The organism is Mesorhizobium sp. B2-8-3, assembly GCF_006440815.1.
Lineage (GTDB): Bacteria > Pseudomonadota > Alphaproteobacteria > Rhizobiales > Rhizobiaceae > Mesorhizobium.
This window is the reverse complement of the sequence record NZ_VFTW01000033.1, coordinates 20,422-38,461: the sequence shown is the minus strand read 5'-3', so window position 1 is coordinate 38,461 and position 18,040 is coordinate 20,422. Positions and strand designations below refer to the sequence as shown.

The window sequence follows — 18,040 nt, the reverse complement described above, 5'->3', positions numbered from 1 at the left end:
CGCGCCGGGAGGATTGGATGCCCTTCAAGCGCAGAAAGAACACCGCCGCGATACCACGCACGGTGCCCGCCTTCGAGCATATCGTGACCGAGGCGAGCGACAGTTTCCTGTGGCGGCTGGACGACTATCCGTGGGAGCGCAATGTCTGGAATTTTCACCCCGAATACGAAATCCATCTTCTGAGGAAATCGTCCGGCGTGGTGCTGGTCGGCGACCATATCGGCGAGTTCGGACCGGGCTACCTGACCATCGTCGGCGGCGGCCTGCCGCATGACTGGGTGACCGCGGTGCAGCCCGGCGAGCTGATCCAGGGCCGCGACATCGTTCTCCAATTCGATCCCGAGCGGCTGCGCGGCTCGTCCGGGCTGCTGCCGGAACTGCGCGAGCTGGAGCCGTTCCTGGAACGCTCGCTGCGCGGCATGGTCTTCCATGGCCAGACCGCGCTCGACGGCGCCGACCTGATGGAAAGGATGGGAGAGGTGCATGGGCTGACGAGGTTCCGCCTGTTCCTCGAATTGCTGGACCTCCTGGCCGCCACCGACGAATATAAGCTGTTGTCGTCCCCGGATTTCTCCCCGCTGCTCGACGCCGAGTCGCTCACCATCATCCAGCGCTCGCTGACTTATCTGTTCCAGCATTTTGCCGAGGACCTGAAGCTGCCGGAGGTGGCGGCGTTGGCCGGGATGAGCGAAAGCACTTTTTCCCGCTTCTTCCAGAAGAACACCGGCAACTCGTTCAGCGACCATGTCGCCAAGCTCAGACTCTGGCAGGCCTGCAAGCTGCTCGCCGATACCGAGATCCCGATCACCGACATCTGCTTCCAGGTCGGCTACATGAACATCTCCAACTTCAACCGCGCCTTCCTGCGCAAGCACAAGATGACGCCCTCCTCCTATCGCAAGCTGTCGCGGCAGCGGCTGACGCTGCGGGCCTGATCGAGCCGGGAGCGGCTACGCTTGATAGCACTGATACTCGTGTGACGGGCAGACTCTGCTCGTGCCATTTTTTGCGCCGCACAATGCATAAAAGTACAGGTCTGCTGCAACGGGGCTTCTAGTCTCGCCCCTTCCAACTCCTCATTTTGGCGCCGGTCGCAGTCATGCGGGCGACGTGAGGGTCGCTTAGCCCGCGGACTTGCTACTTCCCGCGCATGTTCCTGGAGGAGAAACATCAATGAAATCAAACCGGCTCGCTGCCAGCCTCGGTGCAGCTTTCGTGCTTACCGCTTCCGTTTCAACCGCAGCCCTGGCGCAGGCGCCGGTCTGCTCGGCGCCGGTCAAGGTGCTGGCGCAGCCGCGCGACGGCCTGACGCTGCTGGAGGACTCCAAGGACGAGTTCAAGAAACTCTCCGGCGCTTCGTTCCAGATCGATTACCTCAACGAGAACGACCGCCGCGCCAAGTCGCGGGCCGATGCTTCCACCGTCGGCAACTACAACGTCTACTATGTCGACGAGGCCAATGTGGCGCTGTTCGCGTCGTCGGGCTGGATCGTGCCTCTGACCGATTATTACCCGGCTGACTATGACTACGCCGATTTTGATCCGGGCCGCCAGAAGGTCGCCACTTATGACGGCAAGGTGTGGTTCGCGCCGCTGACCGGCGGCGGCGACCTGATGGTCTACCGCAAGGACGTGCTGGAGGCCGCCGGCATCCAGCCGCCGAAGACGCTGGACGAGCTGATCGCCGACGTGCCGAAGCTGACCAATGCCGACAAGGGCATGTACGGCATTGCGCTGCGCGGCGCGCGCGGCTCGGGCGCCAATGTCTGGCGCTGGATGCCGTTCTTCAAAGCCTATGGCGGCAAGTGGTTCGACGGCGACAAGCCGGCTTTCAATTCGGACGCCGCCGTCAAGGCGACCGAGACCTATCTGAAGCTGTTCAAGGACTCGGCGCCCGGCACGCAGACCGGCAGCTGGGATGAATCGACCGGTGCTTTCCTGTCCGGCCAGGTCGCCATCCTCGTCGAATCGACGCCGCTGTCGGGCATGGCGGTGGACCCGAAGACCTCTCAGGTGGTCGGCAAGATCGGCTTCCTGCCGCCGCCCTCGCCGCTGCCCGGCGGCGGTTACGGCCATGGGCTTGCCATCGGCACAAAGGCCAATGCGGATGACGCCGCGAAGAAATGCGCCGGCCTGTTCATCGCCTGGGCGACGTCGAAAGAGAACGAGAAGCGCCGGCTCGACGCGCATCAATTCGGCGAGCTGAACCGCACCAGCATCCTCACCAGCAAGGAATTCGCCGATATCTACGGCGCCGATCTCGGCCAGGCGCTGGCTGATACCGGCAAGGTCACGGCGGTGAACTTCTGGCAGGATCCGCGCTGGCCCGATCTCGGCGACCGCTGGGGCATCATCCTGGAAGAGCTTGTCACCGGCACGCGCACCGACATCAAGGGCGGCCTCAACGAGCTCGAGGCCTATGCCAACGATCTGGTGAAGAAGAAGTAATCCTCCCGCCCGCGGCGCGCGATCCACGGCATTCGTCGGAATGCCGGGATCCCCGCCGCGGGACCTTCGCCAGACAGCAGTCCAAATCCGAGGATAGGCAATGCGCCGACGCTCTTCCCTGCCGGTCACATTTCTCGTTCCGACGCTCGCCATCCTGCTCGTGCTGTCGATGGTGCCGACGCTCTACGCCATCGTGATCGCGCTGCAGAACCGCGAGCTGAGCACGACGGGCTATTCCTGGGTCTGGTTCTCGAACTTCGCCGATCTCTTTACCGACCGCCGTTTCCTCAACGCCGTCTGGGTTTCGGTGAAATGGGAGATCGTCACCGTGGTGGCGACAATGGTGGTGGCGATCGGACTGGGTGTGCTGATGTTCGAGGTCGCCGGCCCACGCCTTCGCAATTTCTATTGCCTGCTGTTCATCATCCCGGTGCTTTTGCCGCGCGTCTCGGCCGCCTTCGTCTGGAAGTTCGCCTATCACCCGCTCTATGGCATCGCCACCTATCCCTACCGGCTGATTACTGGTGGGCTGATCTTCGATCCGCTGTCCAAGCCCGCGACCGCTCTGTTTGCCGTCGCTTCGGTCGATGTCTGGCAATGGGGGCTGTTCTTCGCCGTCATCGTGCTGAAGCTGCTCGAAATCTTGCCGCCGCAGCCGATCGAGGCGGCCAGGCTCGACCACGCCAAGCGCTGGCAGATCCACGCCTACGTCACCTTGCCGATGCTGAAGGCGCCGCTGATCAGCCTGATGTTCGTCAAGATGATCGAGTCGCTGCGATCCTTCGACCTCATCTATGTGATGACGCGCGGCGGGCCCGGCGTCGCGACCGAGACGCTCGACATGTACGCCTTCTCGCAAGGCTTCATCGAATCCGGCAAGGTTTCCTACGCGTCGGCCATGGCGGTGCTGATGATGATCGCGACCGTCATCACCTTCACCATGCTGTGGAAGCGGGTGCAGGCATGAAGCCATATCCGATAAGAGTGGGCCGCCTGGTCGCCAAGGCCATCCTGGCGCTGGCCGGATTCCTGGCCGTGTTCCCGTTGGTCTGGACGGCGCTCAACGCGCTCAAGAACAATGTCGACATCATCACGCGCGTGCCGAAAGTGATCTTCACGCCGACGCTCGCCAACATCACCTATATCCTCGGCCGCGACAGCGTGCTGACCGGGCTCTACAACTCGGTCGTCGCCTGCGGCGCGGCGGTGCTGATCGGCATCGTGCTCGGCCTGCCGGCGGCCTATGCGGTGGCGCGCTACCCAAACCGCTTTGCCGGCGACATCCAGTTCTTCGTCTTGTCGCTGCGCTTCCTGCCGCCGGTGGCGGTGGCCATCCCGCTGATGGTGATCTGGCTGCAGGTCGGCCTCTACGACACTTTGCCGGCGCTGATCGTCACCTATTCGCTGCTCACCATCTCGGTGATCATGTGGCTCGCCATCCCAGCCTTCCAGGGCGTGCCGAAGGAGATCGAGGAAGCGGCTTTCGTCGATGGCTACGGCGCCTATTCGGTGTTCTGGCGGATCGCGCTTCCCGTCGCGGCGCGCTCGCTGATCGGCGCCGTCGCCTTCAGCTTCGTTCTGGTCTGGAACGAGTTCCTGATCGCGCTGATGCTGTCGAGCTCCAACGCCAAGACGCTGCCGATCGTGGCTTCCGAGCTGTCCCAGCAAGGCATGAACGTGCCATGGGGAATCCTCAATGCCTCGGTCGTGCTCTTGTCGCTGCCGCCGCTGCTGTTCCTCGGTGTTTTGAGCGGCTTCCTGAATTCCGTTTTCCGGCAAAAGAAAAATTGAAGTGAGGCTTATCCCGATGCGGGCACTGGTGCTTGAGAAAAAAGGCGAACTGTCGCTGCGCGAGATCGCGCTGCCGCAAGACGTCGGACCGGACGACGTCAGGATCGCGATCCACACCGTCGGCGTCTGCGGCAGCGACGTGCATTACTACACGCATGGCGCCATCGGCAGCTATATCGTGCGCCAGCCGATGGTGCTCGGCCACGAGGCGTCGGGAACCGTCGTCGAGGCCGGCGCCAATGTCACAAGCCTGAAGGTCGGCGACCGGGTGTGCATGGAGCCAGGCGTGCCGAATCTTGCGTCGCGCGCGACGAAGCTCGGCATCTACAATGTCGACCCCGACGTCCGCTTCTGGGCGACGCCGCCGGTGCATGGCGTGCTCGCGCCCTATGCAGTCCATCCGGCGGCCTTCACCTACAAGCTGCCGGACAATGTCTCCTTCGCCGAGGGCGCGCTGGTCGAGCCCTTCGCCATCGGCATGCAGGCGGCGGCGCGCGCCAGGATCGTTCCGGGCGACGTCGCCGTCGTCGTCGGCTGCGGACCGATCGGCATCATGATCGCGCTGGCCGCTTTAGCCGGCGGCTGTTCCAAGGTGCTGATCTCGGACTTCTCCGCGCCGAAGCTGGAGATCGCCGCCCAGTACCCCGGCATCGTACCGGTCAATATCGGCAAGCAGTCGCTGGTCGACACCGTTGCGGCCGCGACCGACAATTGGGGCGCCGATATCGTGTTCGAGGCGAGCGGCAGCCCGAAGGCCTTCGCCAACCTGTTCGACGTGGTGCGGCCGGGCGGCGCGGTGGTGCTGGTCGGCCTGCCAGTAGAGACGGTCGAGCTCAACGTGCCGGCGGCGATCTCCAAGGAAGTGCGCATCGAAACCGTGTTCCGCTATGCCAACATCTTCGACCGTGCCCTGCAGCTCATCGCCTCCGGCAAGGTCGACCTCAAGCCGCTGATCACCGGCACTTATGATTTCTCCGAGAGCATCAAGGCGTTCGAGCGCGCCGCGCAAGGCAAGCCGCAGGACGTCAAGCTGCAGATCCTGCTGACCGGCGAGAAGGGATAAGGAATGTCCGCCATCGTTTGCTCCCATGTCGACAAGGCCTATGGCGCCACGACCGTCATCCGCGATCTCAATCTCTCGATCGAAGAGCATGAGTTCGTCGTGTTCCTCGGCCCGTCCGGCTGCGGCAAGTCCACGCTTCTCAGGATGCTGGCGGGGCTGGAGGACATCAGCGGCGGCAAGGTGTCGATCGGCGGCAAGGTGGTGAACGATCTCGACCCAGGCGACCGCGGCATCGCCATGGTGTTCCAGAATTATGCGCTCTATCCGCATATGACGATCTTCGACAACATCGCCTTCGGACTGAAGCGGCAGAAGGTGCCGGCGGCCGAGATCAAGAGGCGCGTCGAGGCCGTCGCTAGAACGCTTGGCCTCGAACCCTATCTCGGCCGCAAGCCGACCGAGCTTTCCGGCGGCCAGCAGCAGCGCGTGGCGATCGCGCGCGCCATGATCAAGACGCCGAAAGTGTTCCTGTTCGACGAACCGCTGTCCAATCTCGACGCCAAGCTGCGCAACCATATGCGCGTCGAGATCGCGAGGCTGCACCAGTCGCTGAAGACCACGACCGTCTATGTCACGCATGACCAGCTCGAGGCGATGACGCTGGCCGACCGCATCGTCTTGTTGAAGGACGGCGTGATCGAGCAGATCGGCTCGCCGGCGGAAATCTATCGCCGTCCCGGCAATCTGTTCGTGGCCGGCTTCATCGGCACGCCGAACATGAATTTCATCGAGGCCATGGTCGGCCGCACAGGCGATGGCTGGACGTTGACCGGCACGGGGACAGTGCTATCGGTCGAGGGCAGCGACTTCTACCTGCAGCATGGCGATCGCGTGGTGCTCGGCATCCGGCCTCCGGATCTGAAGACGGCGGAAGCCGGCGCGGGAAACCTGCTGCAAGGCACCGCCGATCTCATCGAGTTCCATGGCAATGACGCGCTGGTGACGTTCGGCTTTGGCGGCAAGGAGATCAGCGCGCTGGTGCCGGCCCGCGAATGCCCGCAGCAGAGCGCGCCGGTGCGCTACACGTTCGACGAGGAAAGCATCCATCTGTTCGACGCCGAGACAGGCAAGTCGCTGCGCAGGCAGTAGAACGGCGAGAGCGTTCCTGGAATCGCCCTATCCGATCGCGTCGAGCATCTGCCGCTGGCGATGCATTTCGAGGAATATCCGGTAGTCGCGGTCGAAGCGAGCTCCGGCGGCCTTGTTGGGCGCGCGGATCTTGCCGCCCTGTTGCATGGCGACGCAGGCGGCGTTGAGATCGGGATAGATCCCGGCGGCGGTCGCCGCCACCATGCCGGTGCCGAGCAACACCGCCTCGTCGGCCAGCGGCTCGACAACCGTGCAACCGGTGGCGTCGGCGTAGAGCTCCATCAAAAGCGGGTTCTTGGTATGGCCGCCGGTGACATGCAGCGTGTCGATCAGATAGCCGTTCTCGTTCAGCGCCTCGAGCACATGGCGCACGCCGAGCGCGATGCCGACGGCGGTGCGCCAGTAGAGCTTGCACAGGCTGTCGAAAGAGGAATCGAGCGTCAGGCCGCTGATGACGCCGACCGCATGCGGGTCGGCGAGCGGCGAGCGGTTGCCGTGAAAATCCGGCAGCACATGCAGCCTTGCAGCCAGCGCATCGCCGTCCTCGGCGCGCAGTTCGGCGACGCGCCCGGCGATCTTCATATGCATGGCCGCGTCCGGCTCGCCGCCGGCGCCATGCCAGCGGATGATGTGGTCGAGCAGCGCGCCGGTGGCCGACTGGCCGCCTTCCGACAGCCACAGCGTCGGCAATGCCGCGCCGAAATAAGGGCCCCAGACGCCGGCAAAAGGCTGCGGGTCGGGCGACATCGCCATGACGCAGGACGATGTGCCGGCAATCAGCGCCAGATGCCGGCCAATGTCCTTCTCGTCGCCGGCAAAGCCGCCCAGAACGCCGAGCGCGCCGGCATAGGCGTCGATCACGCCGGCGCCCACCCGGCATTTTTCAGTGAGGCCGAGCTCGGCGGCCGCCTTGGCCGTCAGTGGGCCGATATCGGCGCCGACGGGGCTGGCCTTTTCCGGCAGGTTGCCATGCTCGAACAGGTCGCCGAGACCGACAAGTTCGAAGAAGTCGCGCCGCCAGCTTTTTTCCTCATGCGCGAGATAGGTCCATTTCGCCGTCAGCGTGCATTGCGAGCGGGCGAGCGAGCCTGATGCCTTCCAGGTCAGGAAATCGGCGAGATCGAATAGATAGCCGGCTTCGTTCCATGTCTTCGGCAGATGGCGCTTCAGCCACATCAGCTTCGGCGTTTCCATCTCCGGCGACATCACACCGCCGATATAATCGAGCACGGCGTGGCCGCTCGTGGTGCATTCATCGGCCTCGGCGATGGCGCGATGATCGAGCCAGACCATCGTGTCCCAGCGCTTCTCGCCGGTGACCGAGACGCTGATCTGGCTGCCTTGCCTGTCGCGCGCGACCAGCGAGCAGGTGGCGTCGAAAGAGATGCCGGCGATATCCCCAGCGGCGACGCTGGATTTCTGCAGAGCGGACCGCACGGATTTGCATACCGCCGACCAAATATCTTCCGAATCATGCTCGGCGTGATCGGGCTTGGGCTGATGCATGGCGATCGGATGATCGGCGCGGCCGAGCAGGTTGCCGCGCGCGTCGAGAATGCCCGCGCGGGCGCTCCCGGTGCCGACATCGACCGCGCAAACGAAACTCTTCGTCAAGATGCTTTTTCTCTCGCTCCCAGGCCTGCAATCAGATCGGGCAATTGCAGCATGTCAGCGAATATAAAGTCCGGTTCCGTCGACGCAAGCCGCGCCTTGAGGGCGGGGTTGGACGCGTGCGAGCCACCGGTGAAGGCAAAAACGCGCATGCCCGCCGCGCGGGCCGCGGCAACGCCGGCGGGGCTGTCCTCGATCACCAGGCAACGGCGCGGATGCGCCCGCATGCTGGCGGCGGCATGCAGGAAAAGGTCGGGCGCCGGCTTGCCGCGCTTGACCATGCTGGCGCTGAACAGATGCGGCTCCAGCAAGGGAAGCAAGCCGGTGACGTCGAGCGCGTAGCGGATGCGCTCCAGCGTGCCGGAGGAGGCGACGCAGCATGGCAGGCCAAGCTTCGGCAGCAGCTCCTTGACGCCCGGGATCGGCTTCAATTCCTCGCGAAATTTGCGCATCAGGTCGACGCGCATGGCGGTCAGATGCTCGTCGCTGATCTCCAACCCGAAATCGCGGCCGAGGATCTCGCGCACGCTTTTCATGCTCTTGCCGAGGAAATGCTCGTAGGCGGCGTCCTCACTGACCGTGCCGCCGGCAATCTCGATCATGCCAAGCAGCGCCGAGACCGAGAGCGCCTCGCTGTCGACCAGCACGCCGTCACAGTCGAAGATGACCAGTTCCGGCGTCATGGCTGTTGCTTCCAGCTAAGCAATTCCAGGAAAAGTGCGAGCGGTTTTCCGCCCGGAATTGCGTCGAAAGAGATCGAGGCTTTCAGAGCTTGCCGGCGAGATAGCGCGTCAGGGTTTCATGCGCGCCCTGCGCCCACAGCACCTTCAAGGCGTGGGCGAAGGCTTCGCCGAAGACAGGCGAGCGACCGACATCGCCATAGATATCCTCCATAGCCAGCCAGGCCTTCGGATCGTCCTTCGCCGCTTTCGCGGTCGCTTGCATGCGGTCCCAGCTCGGGTCGTTCGGCTCGATGACGGCGCCGCTGTCGGTGGTGCCGAAGCAGTAGCGGCACCACAAGGCCGATTCCAGCGCGAGACCGGCGACGCCCTCGCCCGCCTTCAGCCGGTCGGCGATCGTCGGGATGATGAATTTCGGCTGACGGTTGGAGCCGTCGAGGCAAAGCCGGCGGATGGTGTCGCCGATCTTCGGGTTGGAGAAGCGGCGCTCGATGAGCTGGTAATAGTCCTCCAGATCGGTGTCGGGCACGGGCGGCACGGTCGGGATGATCTCGTCATGCTCGAGCTTCGACAGGAAGCCGCGCACCAGCGGCTCCTGCATGCCTTCATGGACGAAATGGATGTCCATCAGCCCGGCCGGATAAGCGATCGTGGCGTGGCCGCCATTGAGGATGCGGATCTTCATCAGCTCGTAAGGCGAGACGTCCTTGACGAACTGCACGCCGACCTTTTCCAGCGCCGGGCGGCCGGCGGTGAAACGGTCCTCCAGCACCCATTGCTTGAACGGCTCGCAGAACACCGGCCAATTGTCCTCCAGCCCGAAATCGTCGGCGAGGATCTTGCGCTCTCGGTCGCTGGTGGCCGGGGTGATGCGGTCGACCATGCCGTTCGGGAAGGCGACCTTGTCCTCCACCCATTTCGCCAGATCCTCGTCGATCAGCCTGGCAAGGCCGATCACGCCGTCGGAGGTGACGTGGCCGTTATGGGGGATGTTGTCGCAGGACATGACGGTGAACGGCACGATGCCGTCGGCGCGCCGGCGCAGCAGGCCGGCAAGGATGATGCCGAAGACGGTCTTCGGCGCAGCACCCGGCTGGGCGTCGGCGACGATGTCGGGATGGGCCGGGTTGAACTTGCCGGAGGCCGGGTCGATGAAATAGCCGCCCTCGGTGATGGTCAGCGAGACGATCTTGATCGCCGGATCGGCGAGTTGGTCAATGATCGCGGCAGCGTCGCCGGGCGTCAGGAAATCGATCATGGCGCCGGTGACGCGGGCGCTCATATGACCCTGGTCCTGCTCGACGACCGTGGTCAGCCAGTCCTGTTCCTGGAGCTTGGAACGGCCGATCTTTTCGCCCTCGAACACGCCGGCGCCGATCAACGCCCAGTCATGGCCCTCGCCGGTGCCGAACAGGTCGTCGAGATAGACCGCCTGGTGCGAGCGGTGGAAATTGCCGACGCCAAAATGGACGATGCCCGCCTTCAGGGCGGAGCGGTCGTATTTCGGGCCGGCGACCTTGGCCGGCAGCCTGGCGAGGTTCGAAGAAGAGAGTTTCACGGTCATCTCATTTTACCCTTTGGCCGATCTGCAGCCCGACTGTTTACGCCTCCTTGGGGAGAGCGAGGATGAGGGGCAACACCTGGTGTTCCAGCATGCCGCCCCTCACCCGCCCCATGGCGTCTTCTCCGGAGGAAAGAAGAGAAGCGCCTTCCCCCTCAGCCCATCCCGGTCAACTCATCCATTGGCCGCCATCGACATTGTAGGTCTGGGCGACAATGTATTCGGCCTCGTCGCTGGCGAGGAAAACCGCCATGCCGGCGAGGTCCTCGGGCTTGCCCATGCGACCGTAAGGAACGCCTTCGCCGACCAGACGCTTCTTCTCGCCCTTGGGCCGGTTCTCGTATTTGGCGAACAGCGCGTCGACCTGGTCCCACATGTCGCTGTCGACGACGCCCGGCGCGATGCCGTTGACGTTGATGCGATGCTTGATGAGATCGAGGCCCGCCGATTGAGTGAGCGAGATGACGGCAGCCTTGGTGGCGCAATAGACGGCGACCAGCGGCTCGCCGCGACGGCCGGCCTGGCTCGCCATGTTGATGATCCTGCCGCCCTTGCCGCGCGCGATCATCGAGCGGGCAGCCGCCTGCAGCATGAACAGCGTGCCGGCGACGTTGACGGAGAACAGTTTTTCGTAGCTCGCCTTGGTGATCTCGACGATCGGCGCCAAGTCGAAGACCGCCGCGTTGTTGACCAGCACGTCGAGCCCACCGGTCTTCGCCTCGACCGCCTTCACCGCCGCTTCGATCGAAGACTGATCGGTGACGTCGAGCCGGACCGCGTAAGCGGCCGGGCCGATCGCCTTCGCCGTCGCTTGCGCCGCGTCGAGGTCGATGTCGGCAATCGCCACCGTCGCGCCTTCGCGCGCATAGGCTTCGGCGAAGGCCCTGCCGATGCCGCGCGCCGATCCGGTGATCAGCGCCGATTTGCCTTTCAGCCTCACTTTCCCGTCCTCACTGGGCCAGCGCCTTGCCGTCGGCGCCGAAGCGATGGAGCTTGGCCTTGTCGGGGGTCAGGTAGACGGTATCGCCGTGTTTCACGCCGACCTCGCCGTCGGCGCGGACATTGACGGTGCCGATACCGTCCGCCTGGACGTGCAGGAAAGTGTCGGAGCCAAGATGCTCGGCGACGCCGACCGTCGCCTTCCAGTCGCCCGACGTGGTCGAGATGTTGAGATGCTCGGGCCGGATGCCGATGGTCTTGGCGCCGTATTTGTCAGCCGGCGCGCCTTCGATGAGGTTCATCTTCGGCGAACCGATGAAGCCGGCGACGAAGAGGTTCTTCGGCGTCTTGTAGAGCTCCATCGGCGAGCCGACCTGCTCGATGTTGCCGGCGTTGAGCACGACGATCTTGTCGGCCATGGTCATGGCTTCGACCTGGTCGTGGGTGACGTAGATCATCGTCGTCTTGAGCTGATGGTGCAGCTCGCTGATCTCCAGGCGCATGGTGCCGCGCAGTGCGGCATCGAGGTTGGACAGCGGCTCGTCGAACAGGAAGGCCGAAGGCTGGCGCACGATGGCGCGGCCGATGGCGACGCGCTGGCGCTGGCCGCCGGACAGCTGGCCGGGGCGGCGCTCGAGATAGTTGGTGAGGTTCAGCACGCGGGCTGCGTCCTTCACCTTCTTGTCGATGGTCGCCTGGTCCTCGCCGGCCATCTTCAACGGGAAGGCGATGTTCTTGGCGACCGTCATATGCGGATAGAGCGCGTAGGACTGGAACACCATGGCAAGCTTGCGTTTGGCCGGCGCCTCGCCGGTGACGTCGCGGCCATCGATGCTGATGGTGCCGCCGCTGGTGTCCTCGAGCCCGGCGATCAGCCTGAGCAGCGTGGACTTGCCGCAACCCGATGGGCCGACGAACACGACGAACTCGCCGTCATCGATGTTGAGGTCGATGTCCGGAATGATCACCGTCGACCCGAAGGACTTGGAGACGTTCTTGAGCGTGATGTTTCCCATGGTTTCCTCCCGGGGATGGTCTTCGTCGTCCGCCGCTCGGGCGTCGTTACTTCACGGCGCCAAAGGTGAGGCCGCGCACAAGCTGCTTCTGGCTGAACCAGCCCATGATCAGGATCGGCGCGATCGCCAGTGTCGAGGCCGCAGAAAGCTTTGCCCAGAACAGGCCTTGCGGACTGGAGAAGGAGCTGATGAAGGCCGTCAGCGGCGCGGCATTGGTGGTGGTGAGCCGGATGGTCCAGAACGCTTCGTTCCAGGCGAGGATGATGTTCAAGAGCATGGTCGAGGCGATGCCCGGAACGGCCATCGGCGTCAGCACATAGATGATCTCGTTCCACAGCGAGGCGCCGTCCATGCGCGCCGCTTCCAGGATCTCGCCCGGGATCTCGCGGAAATAGGTGTAGAGCATCCACACCACGATCGGCAGGTTGATCAGCATCAGCATGACCATCAGGCCGATGCGGCTGTCGAGCAGGCCGGTGTCGCGGAAGATCAGGTAGATCGGGAACAGCACCGCGACGGCCGGCATCATCTTGGTGGACAGCATCCACATCAGGATGTCCTTGGTGCGCTTGGTCGGCGAGAAGGCCATCGACCATGCCGCGGGGACCGCGATCAGCAGCGCCAGGATGGTCGAGCCGACCGACAGCAGCACCGAATTGAAGAAGAACTTGAAGTAGCCGCTCTGCTGCTGGACCTCCGAATAGCTCTCGAAGGTCCCGGATGGGATCAGGGCGAAGCCCTGGATCGCCTCCTGTTCCGATTTGAACGAGGTGATGATCGTATAGAGGATCGGAAAGAAGATCAGCAGGGCGACGATCCAGGCGGCGGCCGTGGCAATGGTCTTGTGCTGGGTGGTGACTGCGCGTGCCATCTTGTCCTCCCTTACTTGTCGAGGTTCTTGCCGACGGCGCGCATGGCGAAGAAGGCAACGATGTTGGCGAGAATGACGGCGATCACGCCACCGGCGGACGCCTGGCCGATTTTGAACTCCAGCAGCGCCTTCTGGTAAACGAGGAAGGGCAGGTTGGTGGAGGCGTAGCCCGGGCCGCCATTGGTGGTGACCAGGATCTCGGCATAGATCGAGAGCAGGAAGATGGTCTGGATCAGGATGACGACGGTGATGGCGCGCGACATGTGCGGCAGCGTCAGATACCAGAAGCGGCTGAGAAAGCCGGCGCCGTCCATCTCGGCCGCCTCTTTCTGCTCGCCGTCGAGCGACTGCAGCGAGGTGAGCAGGATCAGCGTTGCGAAAGGCAGCCATTGCCAGGCGACGATGATGATGACCGCCGTCAGCGGGTGCTGGCCGAACCAGTCGATCGGCTGGGCGCCGAAGAAGCGCGCAATGTCGGCGAAGACGCCGTATTGCGGGTGCATGATCATGTTCTTCCAGACCAGTGCGGCCACCGGCGGCATGACGAAGAACGGCGAGATGACCAGGATGCGCACGATCCCCTGACCCCAGATCGGCTGATCGAGCAGCAGCGCAAGGAGAATGCCGCCGATGATGGTGATCAGGAGGACCGCCACGACGATGGTCAGCGTGTTGAGAATGGCGGCGAAGAACGCCGGATTGTCGTAGAACAGCCTGTAGTTGGAGAAACCGACAAAGCCGTCGCGGATCGGGTTCAGCGGATTGTATTGCAGGAACGAGAACCACAACGTGAACGCCAGCGGCACGATCATCCAGATGAACAGCAGGATCACCGATGGCGCCATCATGAAACGCGCAAGCGAACGGGTTTGCTGAGTAGCCATGACGGTCACCCTCCCAAGGTCAGCCGGATTTTCAGAGTTGTGCCAGAATTTTCCCGATTTTGAAGGGTGGCCGCCCGAACTGGGTTTCGGGCGGCCACCTGCCGGTCATGATGCGCGACCGGCATTCGGCACCGGGAGGAGCCTTACTTGATGTAGCCGCCTTCGGTCATCGCCGCGGTGGCCGCGTCCTGGGCCTGCTTCAGCGCATCGTCGACGCTCGACTGGCCGGCAAGGGCGGCCGAGAAGAGTTGGCCGACGGTGGTGCCGAGGCCCTGGAATTCAGGAATGGCGACGAACTGCACGCCGACATAGGGCACCGGCTTGACGGTCGGATGCGTCGGGTCGGCGGCGTTGATGGAGTCCAGCGTCATCTTCGCGAAGGGCGCCGCCTTCTGGTATTCCGCATTGGCGTAGAGCGAGGAGCGCGTGCCCGGAGGAACGTTGGCCCAGCCTTCCTTCGAGGCGACCAGCTCGGCATAGTGCTTGCTGGTTGCCCAGGAGACGAACTTCTCGGCGGCATCGGCCTTCTGGGTGCCGGCGGGGATCGCCAGCGACCATGCCCACAGCCAGTTGCCGCGCTTGCCGAGGCCGTTGTCGGGCGCCAGCGCGTAGCCGACCTTGTCGGCGACCTGCGAGGCCTTCGGATCGGAGACGAAGGAGGCGGCGACGGTGGCGTCGATCCACATGCCGCACTTGCCCTGCTGGAACAGCGCCAGGTTCTCGTTGAAGCCGTTGGACGAAGCGCCTTCCGGACCGTCGGCCTTCATCAGGTCGACATAGAACTGCAGCGTGTTCTTCCACTCGGGCTGGTCGAACTGCGGCTTCCAGTTCTCGTCGAACCAGCGCGCGCCGAAGGAGTTCGACATGGCCGTGAGGAAGGCCATGTTCTCGCCCCAGCCGGCCTTGCCGCGCAGGCACACGCCGTTCACGCCGTTGGCGCGGTCGGTCATCTTGTCGGCGGCCTGCTTGATGAAGTCCCAGGTCGGGGCATCGGGCATCTTCAAGCCCGCCTTCTCCATCAGGTCCTTGCGGTACATGACGAAGGAGCTTTCGCCGTAGAAGGGCGCGGCATAGAGCTTGCCGTCGACCGAAAGGCCGCCGGCGATGGCCGGGATGATGTCCTTGACGTCATAGTCGTCGCCAAGCTTGTCGAGCGGCAGGAGCCAGCTCTGCTTGGCCCAGATCGGAACCTCATAGGTGCCGATGGTCATGACGTCGTACTGGCCGCCCTTGGTGGCGATATCCGTGGTGACGCGCTCGCGCAGCACGTTCTCTTCGAGCGTGACCCAGTTGAGCTGGATGTCGGGGTTGGCCTTGGTGAAGTCGTCCGTCAGCTTCTGCATACGGACCATGTCGCCATTGTTGACGGTGGCGATGGTGATGGATTCGGCTTGCGCGGCGAAAGCGAGGGCGCTGGCCGACAACAGGCCCAGGGTGAGCGTGCGAAGTTTCATCAAATTCCTCCCATAAACCAAGTTGAGCATTTGCCTTGGCTTTGGGCAATTACTCACTTGGCGTGAATTATGTCAACCCTGAATCTATGCTGCAACGCAGCAGAAATGACGTTACGTGACCCCGATCCAGCGATGCGGCCGGCATCTTTGGAGGAGGAAGCTAAGGGGGGTGCCGGATTACGGGCAGGCGATCTCGGCCAGGATCCAGTCGCGGAAGGCGCGGATCTTCGGCACGTTGCGACGCGCCGTCGGATAGACCAGCCAATAGGCATGGCCGTCGTCGCCGACCAGGTCGAAGGGCTGGACCAGGCGGCCGTCGGCGATCTCGTTCTTGAACAGGGCCCTGGTCAGGATCGCCACGCCGTGACCGGCCATGGCCGCATTCGCCTCATAGGCCTGCGCGCCCATGCTGGAGCCGGGCCGTTTTGCGAGGTCGTGCCCGGTCACGCCGGCGGCCTCGAACCATTGCGCCCACCAGACGTCGCCGGGATCGAGGATCGGCAGGCGCAGCAGATCCGCCGGCTCGTTGACGCCGCCGATGCTCGCCGCTAGCTTAGGGCTGAGCATCGGGGTGAAATCGGCATCGAGCAGTTTGTGCGCCTCCAAGCCCGGCCATTTGCCGCCGCCTGAACGGATGGCGAGATCGACATCCTCGCGCGCGAAATCGGTCAGGCGGCTCGACGTGTCGAGCCGCACGGCAAGTGCCGGATGCGCGAGCTGGAACGAGCCCAGATGCTGCGCCAGCCAGTTCGAGGCGAAGGTCAGCACGGTGGTGACGCAGAGCAGGCCGTCGGCGCCGCCGCGCGCCGCGGCATAGGCCTGGCCCAGGATGGCGAAGGCCTCGCTGACGGCGGGCGCCAGGCGCTGGCCGGGCTCGGTCAACTCGATCTGCCGCGGACGGCGCAGAAACAGCGGCGCGCCGATGCGCTCCTCGAGCAGCTTGATCTGATAGCTCGCAGCCGCCTGGGTCATGCCCAGTTCCTGCGCCGCCTTGGTGAAGGACAGGTGCCTGGCCACCGCCTCGAACACCCGGATCGCCTGCAGCGGCGGCAGCGGCGCAAGCTGCGGAGAGCTGAGATCGGGCATAAGGCCTCCTTATGGGTCATGATCGAGGTTTAATTGGAAGCACGAACCGGCCAGACCGATATTTGGGGTCGACGATCAATCCAGTTCAAGCGCCAGAGCGCTTCGCCGTTTCCCGGAAACGGCAAATCGCTCTAACTCCCTGATTTTACGCAATTCCGGACGGAAAACCGCTCACACTTTTCCTGGAATTGCTCAAGCGAAGGCTGACGATCATGACCACGGTACAGGAAAAACTCGTCTCCACCCCGGCACGCGGTTGGTTTTTCACGCTCGTGCGGGAATTTGCAAGGTTTTCGGGCCGTAGGCGCGGCTATATCGATGTCAGGGAACTATCCGAGCATCTGCAGCGCGACATGGGTTTTCTCGACGGCAACGATCCGCGCGGCCCCTCGCAATAGCCGGCTCTTTTTATGGGCAATCAGCCGTCAAGCAGGGCTTCGGCCGTCCGTTCGTCGGTGACGAGGCCGTTGACCAGCCGGCGGTTGACGGCGGCCAGGATGCCCGGCAGCTTGCGTTCGCCCATGGCCAGAGCAATGACCAGCGACCTTTCCCGCGACGGCAGCGCGGCGGAGGACACCCGGTCGTTGGTGATGCCCTCGATCATGCGACCCTCCCGGTCGTACACCCATCCAACGATTTCGGCGATGCCGCCGGCCTTCTGCAGCGCCTTCAACTCGCTTTCCGAAATGAAGCCGTCCTCGTAGAGGGGTGCCTTAGGCCCGAGGTCGCCGATGCCGACGAAGGTGACATCGGCCTCGGCCGCCAGCGCCAATGTAGGCTGGATCATCGGCTGGTTGAGCAGCATCTCGCGCTCTTCCGGCGAGGACGCAATGACCGGCAGCGGCATCGGGAAGGACCGCGCCTTGACGCGGTCGGCCATGGTGAAGATGACGTTGTAGAAGGCCGCCGAGCCGTCGGGCGAGATGTTGCCTGTCAAGGACACGACCTTGTGCTGCGGGCATTCCATCGGCGGCAGTTGCTCGATCGCCGCCTTCAGCGTTCGCCCAGTGCCGATCGCCATGACGATGGGGGCCTCCGAGCGCAGCCGGCGTTCGATCTCGGCCGCCGCCGCCTCGGCGATGCCGATCGTCGTCGAATTCGAAGCCGGATCGCTCGGCACCACTTCGACGAGGTCGAGCGCGAAGCGCGACTTCAGCCGCGCGGCGAGGTCGAGGCAGTTGGCGATCGGGTGATCGACCCGCACCTTGATCAGGCCTTCCGACATGGCGAGCGATACCAGCCGCTGCGCCGTCTGCCTGGAAATGCCCAATTTGGCGGCGATCTGGTCCTGTGTGTTGCCGGCAACATAGTAGAGCCAGCCGGCGCGCGCGGCGTCGTCCAACCTTGTGCTGCCGGTGTCCTGTCGCGAATTCACGTCCTGCCTCCCAGCCCGTGCAACGTTCAAGCGGGCGCCATAGCTTACAGCGAATGCAGCGGCGCGCAATTGTCTATCGAAAGAGCAATTGCTTGGTAATTTTGACCCTGGAAGGCGGCCGTTTCGCCCCTGTCCGGGCCGTTTGCCGTCGGGACGGTTTATCTCTACCGGG

Annotated in this window: 17 protein-coding genes; 7 read left to right on the top strand and 10 right to left on the bottom strand. The window is 63.9% G+C overall.

The features are described from left to right. The first annotated feature begins 17 nt into the window (after positions 1–17). The 6 genes from FJ418_RS29135 (at position 18) to ugpC (ending at position 6,391) form a co-directional block, all read left to right on the top strand. The gene (locus FJ418_RS29135) at positions 18–935 is read left to right on the top strand and encodes an AraC family transcriptional regulator (protein WP_140871626.1); all 918 of its coding nucleotides are present in this window, start codon (positions 18–20) and stop codon (positions 933–935) included. A 238-nt stretch (positions 936–1,173) separates the two neighbouring features. Continuing rightward, the gene (locus FJ418_RS29130) at positions 1,174–2,448 is read left to right on the top strand and encodes an extracellular solute-binding protein (protein ID WP_140871624.1); all 1,275 of its coding nucleotides are present in this window, start codon (positions 1,174–1,176) and stop codon (positions 2,446–2,448) included. 100 nt (positions 2,449–2,548) lie between these two features. Then, the gene (locus tag FJ418_RS29125; RefSeq protein WP_140871622.1) at positions 2,549–3,415 is read left to right on the top strand and encodes a sugar ABC transporter permease; all 867 of its coding nucleotides are present in this window, start codon (positions 2,549–2,551) and stop codon (positions 3,413–3,415) included. Further along, positions 3,412–4,239, top strand: a complete 828-nt coding sequence (locus FJ418_RS29120; protein ID WP_181167137.1) for a carbohydrate ABC transporter permease — start codon at positions 3,412–3,414, stop codon at positions 4,237–4,239. Before FJ418_RS29125 ends, FJ418_RS29120 begins: the two co-directional genes overlap by 4 nt. Positions 4,240–4,255: 16 nt before the next feature. Beyond that, on the top strand, positions 4,256–5,302 hold the full coding sequence (locus FJ418_RS29115; RefSeq protein WP_140871642.1) for an NAD(P)-dependent alcohol dehydrogenase: 1,047 nt from the start codon (positions 4,256–4,258) through the stop codon (positions 5,300–5,302). 3 nt (positions 5,303–5,305) lie between these two features. Beyond that, on the top strand, positions 5,306–6,391 hold the full coding sequence (gene ugpC / locus FJ418_RS29110; protein ID WP_140871620.1) for a sn-glycerol-3-phosphate ABC transporter ATP-binding protein UgpC: 1,086 nt from the start codon (positions 5,306–5,308) through the stop codon (positions 6,389–6,391). A gap of 27 nt (positions 6,392–6,418) precedes the next feature. Here ugpC and FJ418_RS29105 read toward each other — a convergent pair whose 3' ends face one another. The 9 genes from FJ418_RS29105 to gcvA form a co-directional block, all read right to left on the bottom strand. Further along, on the bottom strand, positions 6,419–8,005 hold the full coding sequence (locus tag FJ418_RS29105; protein WP_140871618.1) for an FGGY-family carbohydrate kinase: 1,587 nt from the start codon (positions 8,003–8,005) through the stop codon (positions 6,419–6,421). Next, positions 8,002–8,685 (bottom strand): HAD family hydrolase, encoded by a 684-nt coding sequence (locus FJ418_RS29100; RefSeq protein ID WP_140871616.1) that lies wholly within the window; start codon positions 8,683–8,685, stop codon positions 8,002–8,004. Before FJ418_RS29100 ends, FJ418_RS29105 begins: the two co-directional genes overlap by 4 nt. A gap of 82 nt (positions 8,686–8,767) precedes the next feature. Further along, a complete protein-coding gene (locus FJ418_RS29095) occupies positions 8,768–10,246 on the bottom strand; it encodes a mannitol dehydrogenase family protein (RefSeq protein ID WP_140871613.1) in 1,479 nt (492 codons plus the stop codon). Between the two features lie 166 nt (positions 10,247–10,412). Continuing rightward, on the bottom strand, positions 10,413–11,183 hold the full coding sequence (locus tag FJ418_RS29090; protein WP_140871610.1) for an L-iditol 2-dehydrogenase: 771 nt from the start codon (positions 11,181–11,183) through the stop codon (positions 10,413–10,415). Positions 11,184–11,193: 10 nt separating this feature from the next. Then, positions 11,194–12,198 carry an ABC transporter ATP-binding protein gene (locus FJ418_RS29085; protein WP_140656029.1) on the bottom strand — a complete coding sequence of 335 codons (1,005 nt, stop codon included), beginning with the start codon at positions 12,196–12,198 and terminating at the stop codon, positions 11,194–11,196. Between the two features lie 46 nt (positions 12,199–12,244). Next, positions 12,245–13,069 (bottom strand): carbohydrate ABC transporter permease, encoded by an 825-nt coding sequence (locus FJ418_RS29080; protein WP_140646803.1) that lies wholly within the window; start codon positions 13,067–13,069, stop codon positions 12,245–12,247. An 11-nt stretch (positions 13,070–13,080) separates the two neighbouring features. Next, positions 13,081–13,953 carry a sugar ABC transporter permease gene (locus tag FJ418_RS29075; protein ID WP_140702066.1) on the bottom strand — a complete coding sequence of 291 codons (873 nt, stop codon included), beginning with the start codon at positions 13,951–13,953 and terminating at the stop codon, positions 13,081–13,083. A 143-nt stretch (positions 13,954–14,096) separates the two neighbouring features. Further along, entirely contained in the window at positions 14,097–15,407 is a 1,311-nt protein-coding gene (locus tag FJ418_RS29070; RefSeq protein ID WP_140646805.1) for a sugar ABC transporter substrate-binding protein, read from the bottom strand. Positions 15,408–15,584: 177 nt separating this feature from the next. Continuing rightward, positions 15,585–16,493 carry a transcriptional regulator GcvA gene (gene gcvA / locus FJ418_RS29065; protein WP_140646806.1) on the bottom strand — a complete coding sequence of 303 codons (909 nt, stop codon included), beginning with the start codon at positions 16,491–16,493 and terminating at the stop codon, positions 15,585–15,587. A 212-nt stretch (positions 16,494–16,705) separates the two neighbouring features. On the opposite strand from gcvA, the gene FJ418_RS29060 reads away from it, so the two are divergent. Further along, a complete protein-coding gene (locus FJ418_RS29060; RefSeq protein WP_140646807.1) occupies positions 16,706–16,891 on the top strand; it encodes a hypothetical protein in 186 nt (61 codons plus the stop codon). A 20-nt stretch (positions 16,892–16,911) separates the two neighbouring features. On the opposite strand, the gene FJ418_RS29055 is transcribed toward FJ418_RS29060, so the two are convergent. Then, positions 16,912–17,868 (bottom strand): sugar-binding transcriptional regulator, encoded by a 957-nt coding sequence (locus FJ418_RS29055; RefSeq protein WP_140702060.1) that lies wholly within the window; start codon positions 17,866–17,868, stop codon positions 16,912–16,914. Positions 17,869–18,040 lie beyond the last annotated feature (172 nt).

What these genes read in the sequence shown, in the direction of transcription:
- FJ418_RS29135 (WP_140871626.1), top strand. Translation starts at nt 18, where the DNA reads ATGCCCTTCAAGCGCAGAAAGAACACCGCCGCGATACCACGCACGGTG.
- FJ418_RS29130 (WP_140871624.1), top strand. Translation starts at nt 1,174, where the DNA reads ATGAAATCAAACCGGCTCGCTGCCAGCCTCGGTGCAGCTTTCGTGCTT.
- FJ418_RS29125 (WP_140871622.1), top strand. Translation starts at nt 2,549, where the DNA reads ATGCGCCGACGCTCTTCCCTGCCGGTCACATTTCTCGTTCCGACGCTC.
- FJ418_RS29120 (WP_181167137.1), top strand. Translation starts at nt 3,412, where the DNA reads ATGAAGCCATATCCGATAAGAGTGGGCCGCCTGGTCGCCAAGGCCATC.
- FJ418_RS29115 (WP_140871642.1), top strand. Translation starts at nt 4,256, where the DNA reads ATGCGGGCACTGGTGCTTGAGAAAAAAGGCGAACTGTCGCTGCGCGAG.
- ugpC (WP_140871620.1), top strand. Translation starts at nt 5,306, where the DNA reads ATGTCCGCCATCGTTTGCTCCCATGTCGACAAGGCCTATGGCGCCACG.
- FJ418_RS29100 (WP_140871616.1), bottom strand. Translation starts at nt 8,685, where the DNA reads ATGACGCCGGAACTGGTCATCTTCGACTGTGACGGCGTGCTGGTCGAC.
- FJ418_RS29095 (WP_140871613.1), bottom strand. Translation starts at nt 10,246, where the DNA reads ATGACCGTGAAACTCTCTTCTTCGAACCTCGCCAGGCTGCCGGCCAAG.
- FJ418_RS29085 (WP_140656029.1), bottom strand. Translation starts at nt 12,198, where the DNA reads ATGGGAAACATCACGCTCAAGAACGTCTCCAAGTCCTTCGGGTCGACG.
- FJ418_RS29080 (WP_140646803.1), bottom strand. Translation starts at nt 13,069, where the DNA reads ATGGCACGCGCAGTCACCACCCAGCACAAGACCATTGCCACGGCCGCC.
- FJ418_RS29075 (WP_140702066.1), bottom strand. Translation starts at nt 13,953, where the DNA reads ATGGCTACTCAGCAAACCCGTTCGCTTGCGCGTTTCATGATGGCGCCA.
- FJ418_RS29070 (WP_140646805.1), bottom strand. Translation starts at nt 15,407, where the DNA reads ATGAAACTTCGCACGCTCACCCTGGGCCTGTTGTCGGCCAGCGCCCTC.
- gcvA (WP_140646806.1), bottom strand. Translation starts at nt 16,493, where the DNA reads ATGCCCGATCTCAGCTCTCCGCAGCTTGCGCCGCTGCCGCCGCTGCAG.
- FJ418_RS29060 (WP_140646807.1), top strand. Translation starts at nt 16,706, where the DNA reads ATGACCACGGTACAGGAAAAACTCGTCTCCACCCCGGCACGCGGTTGG.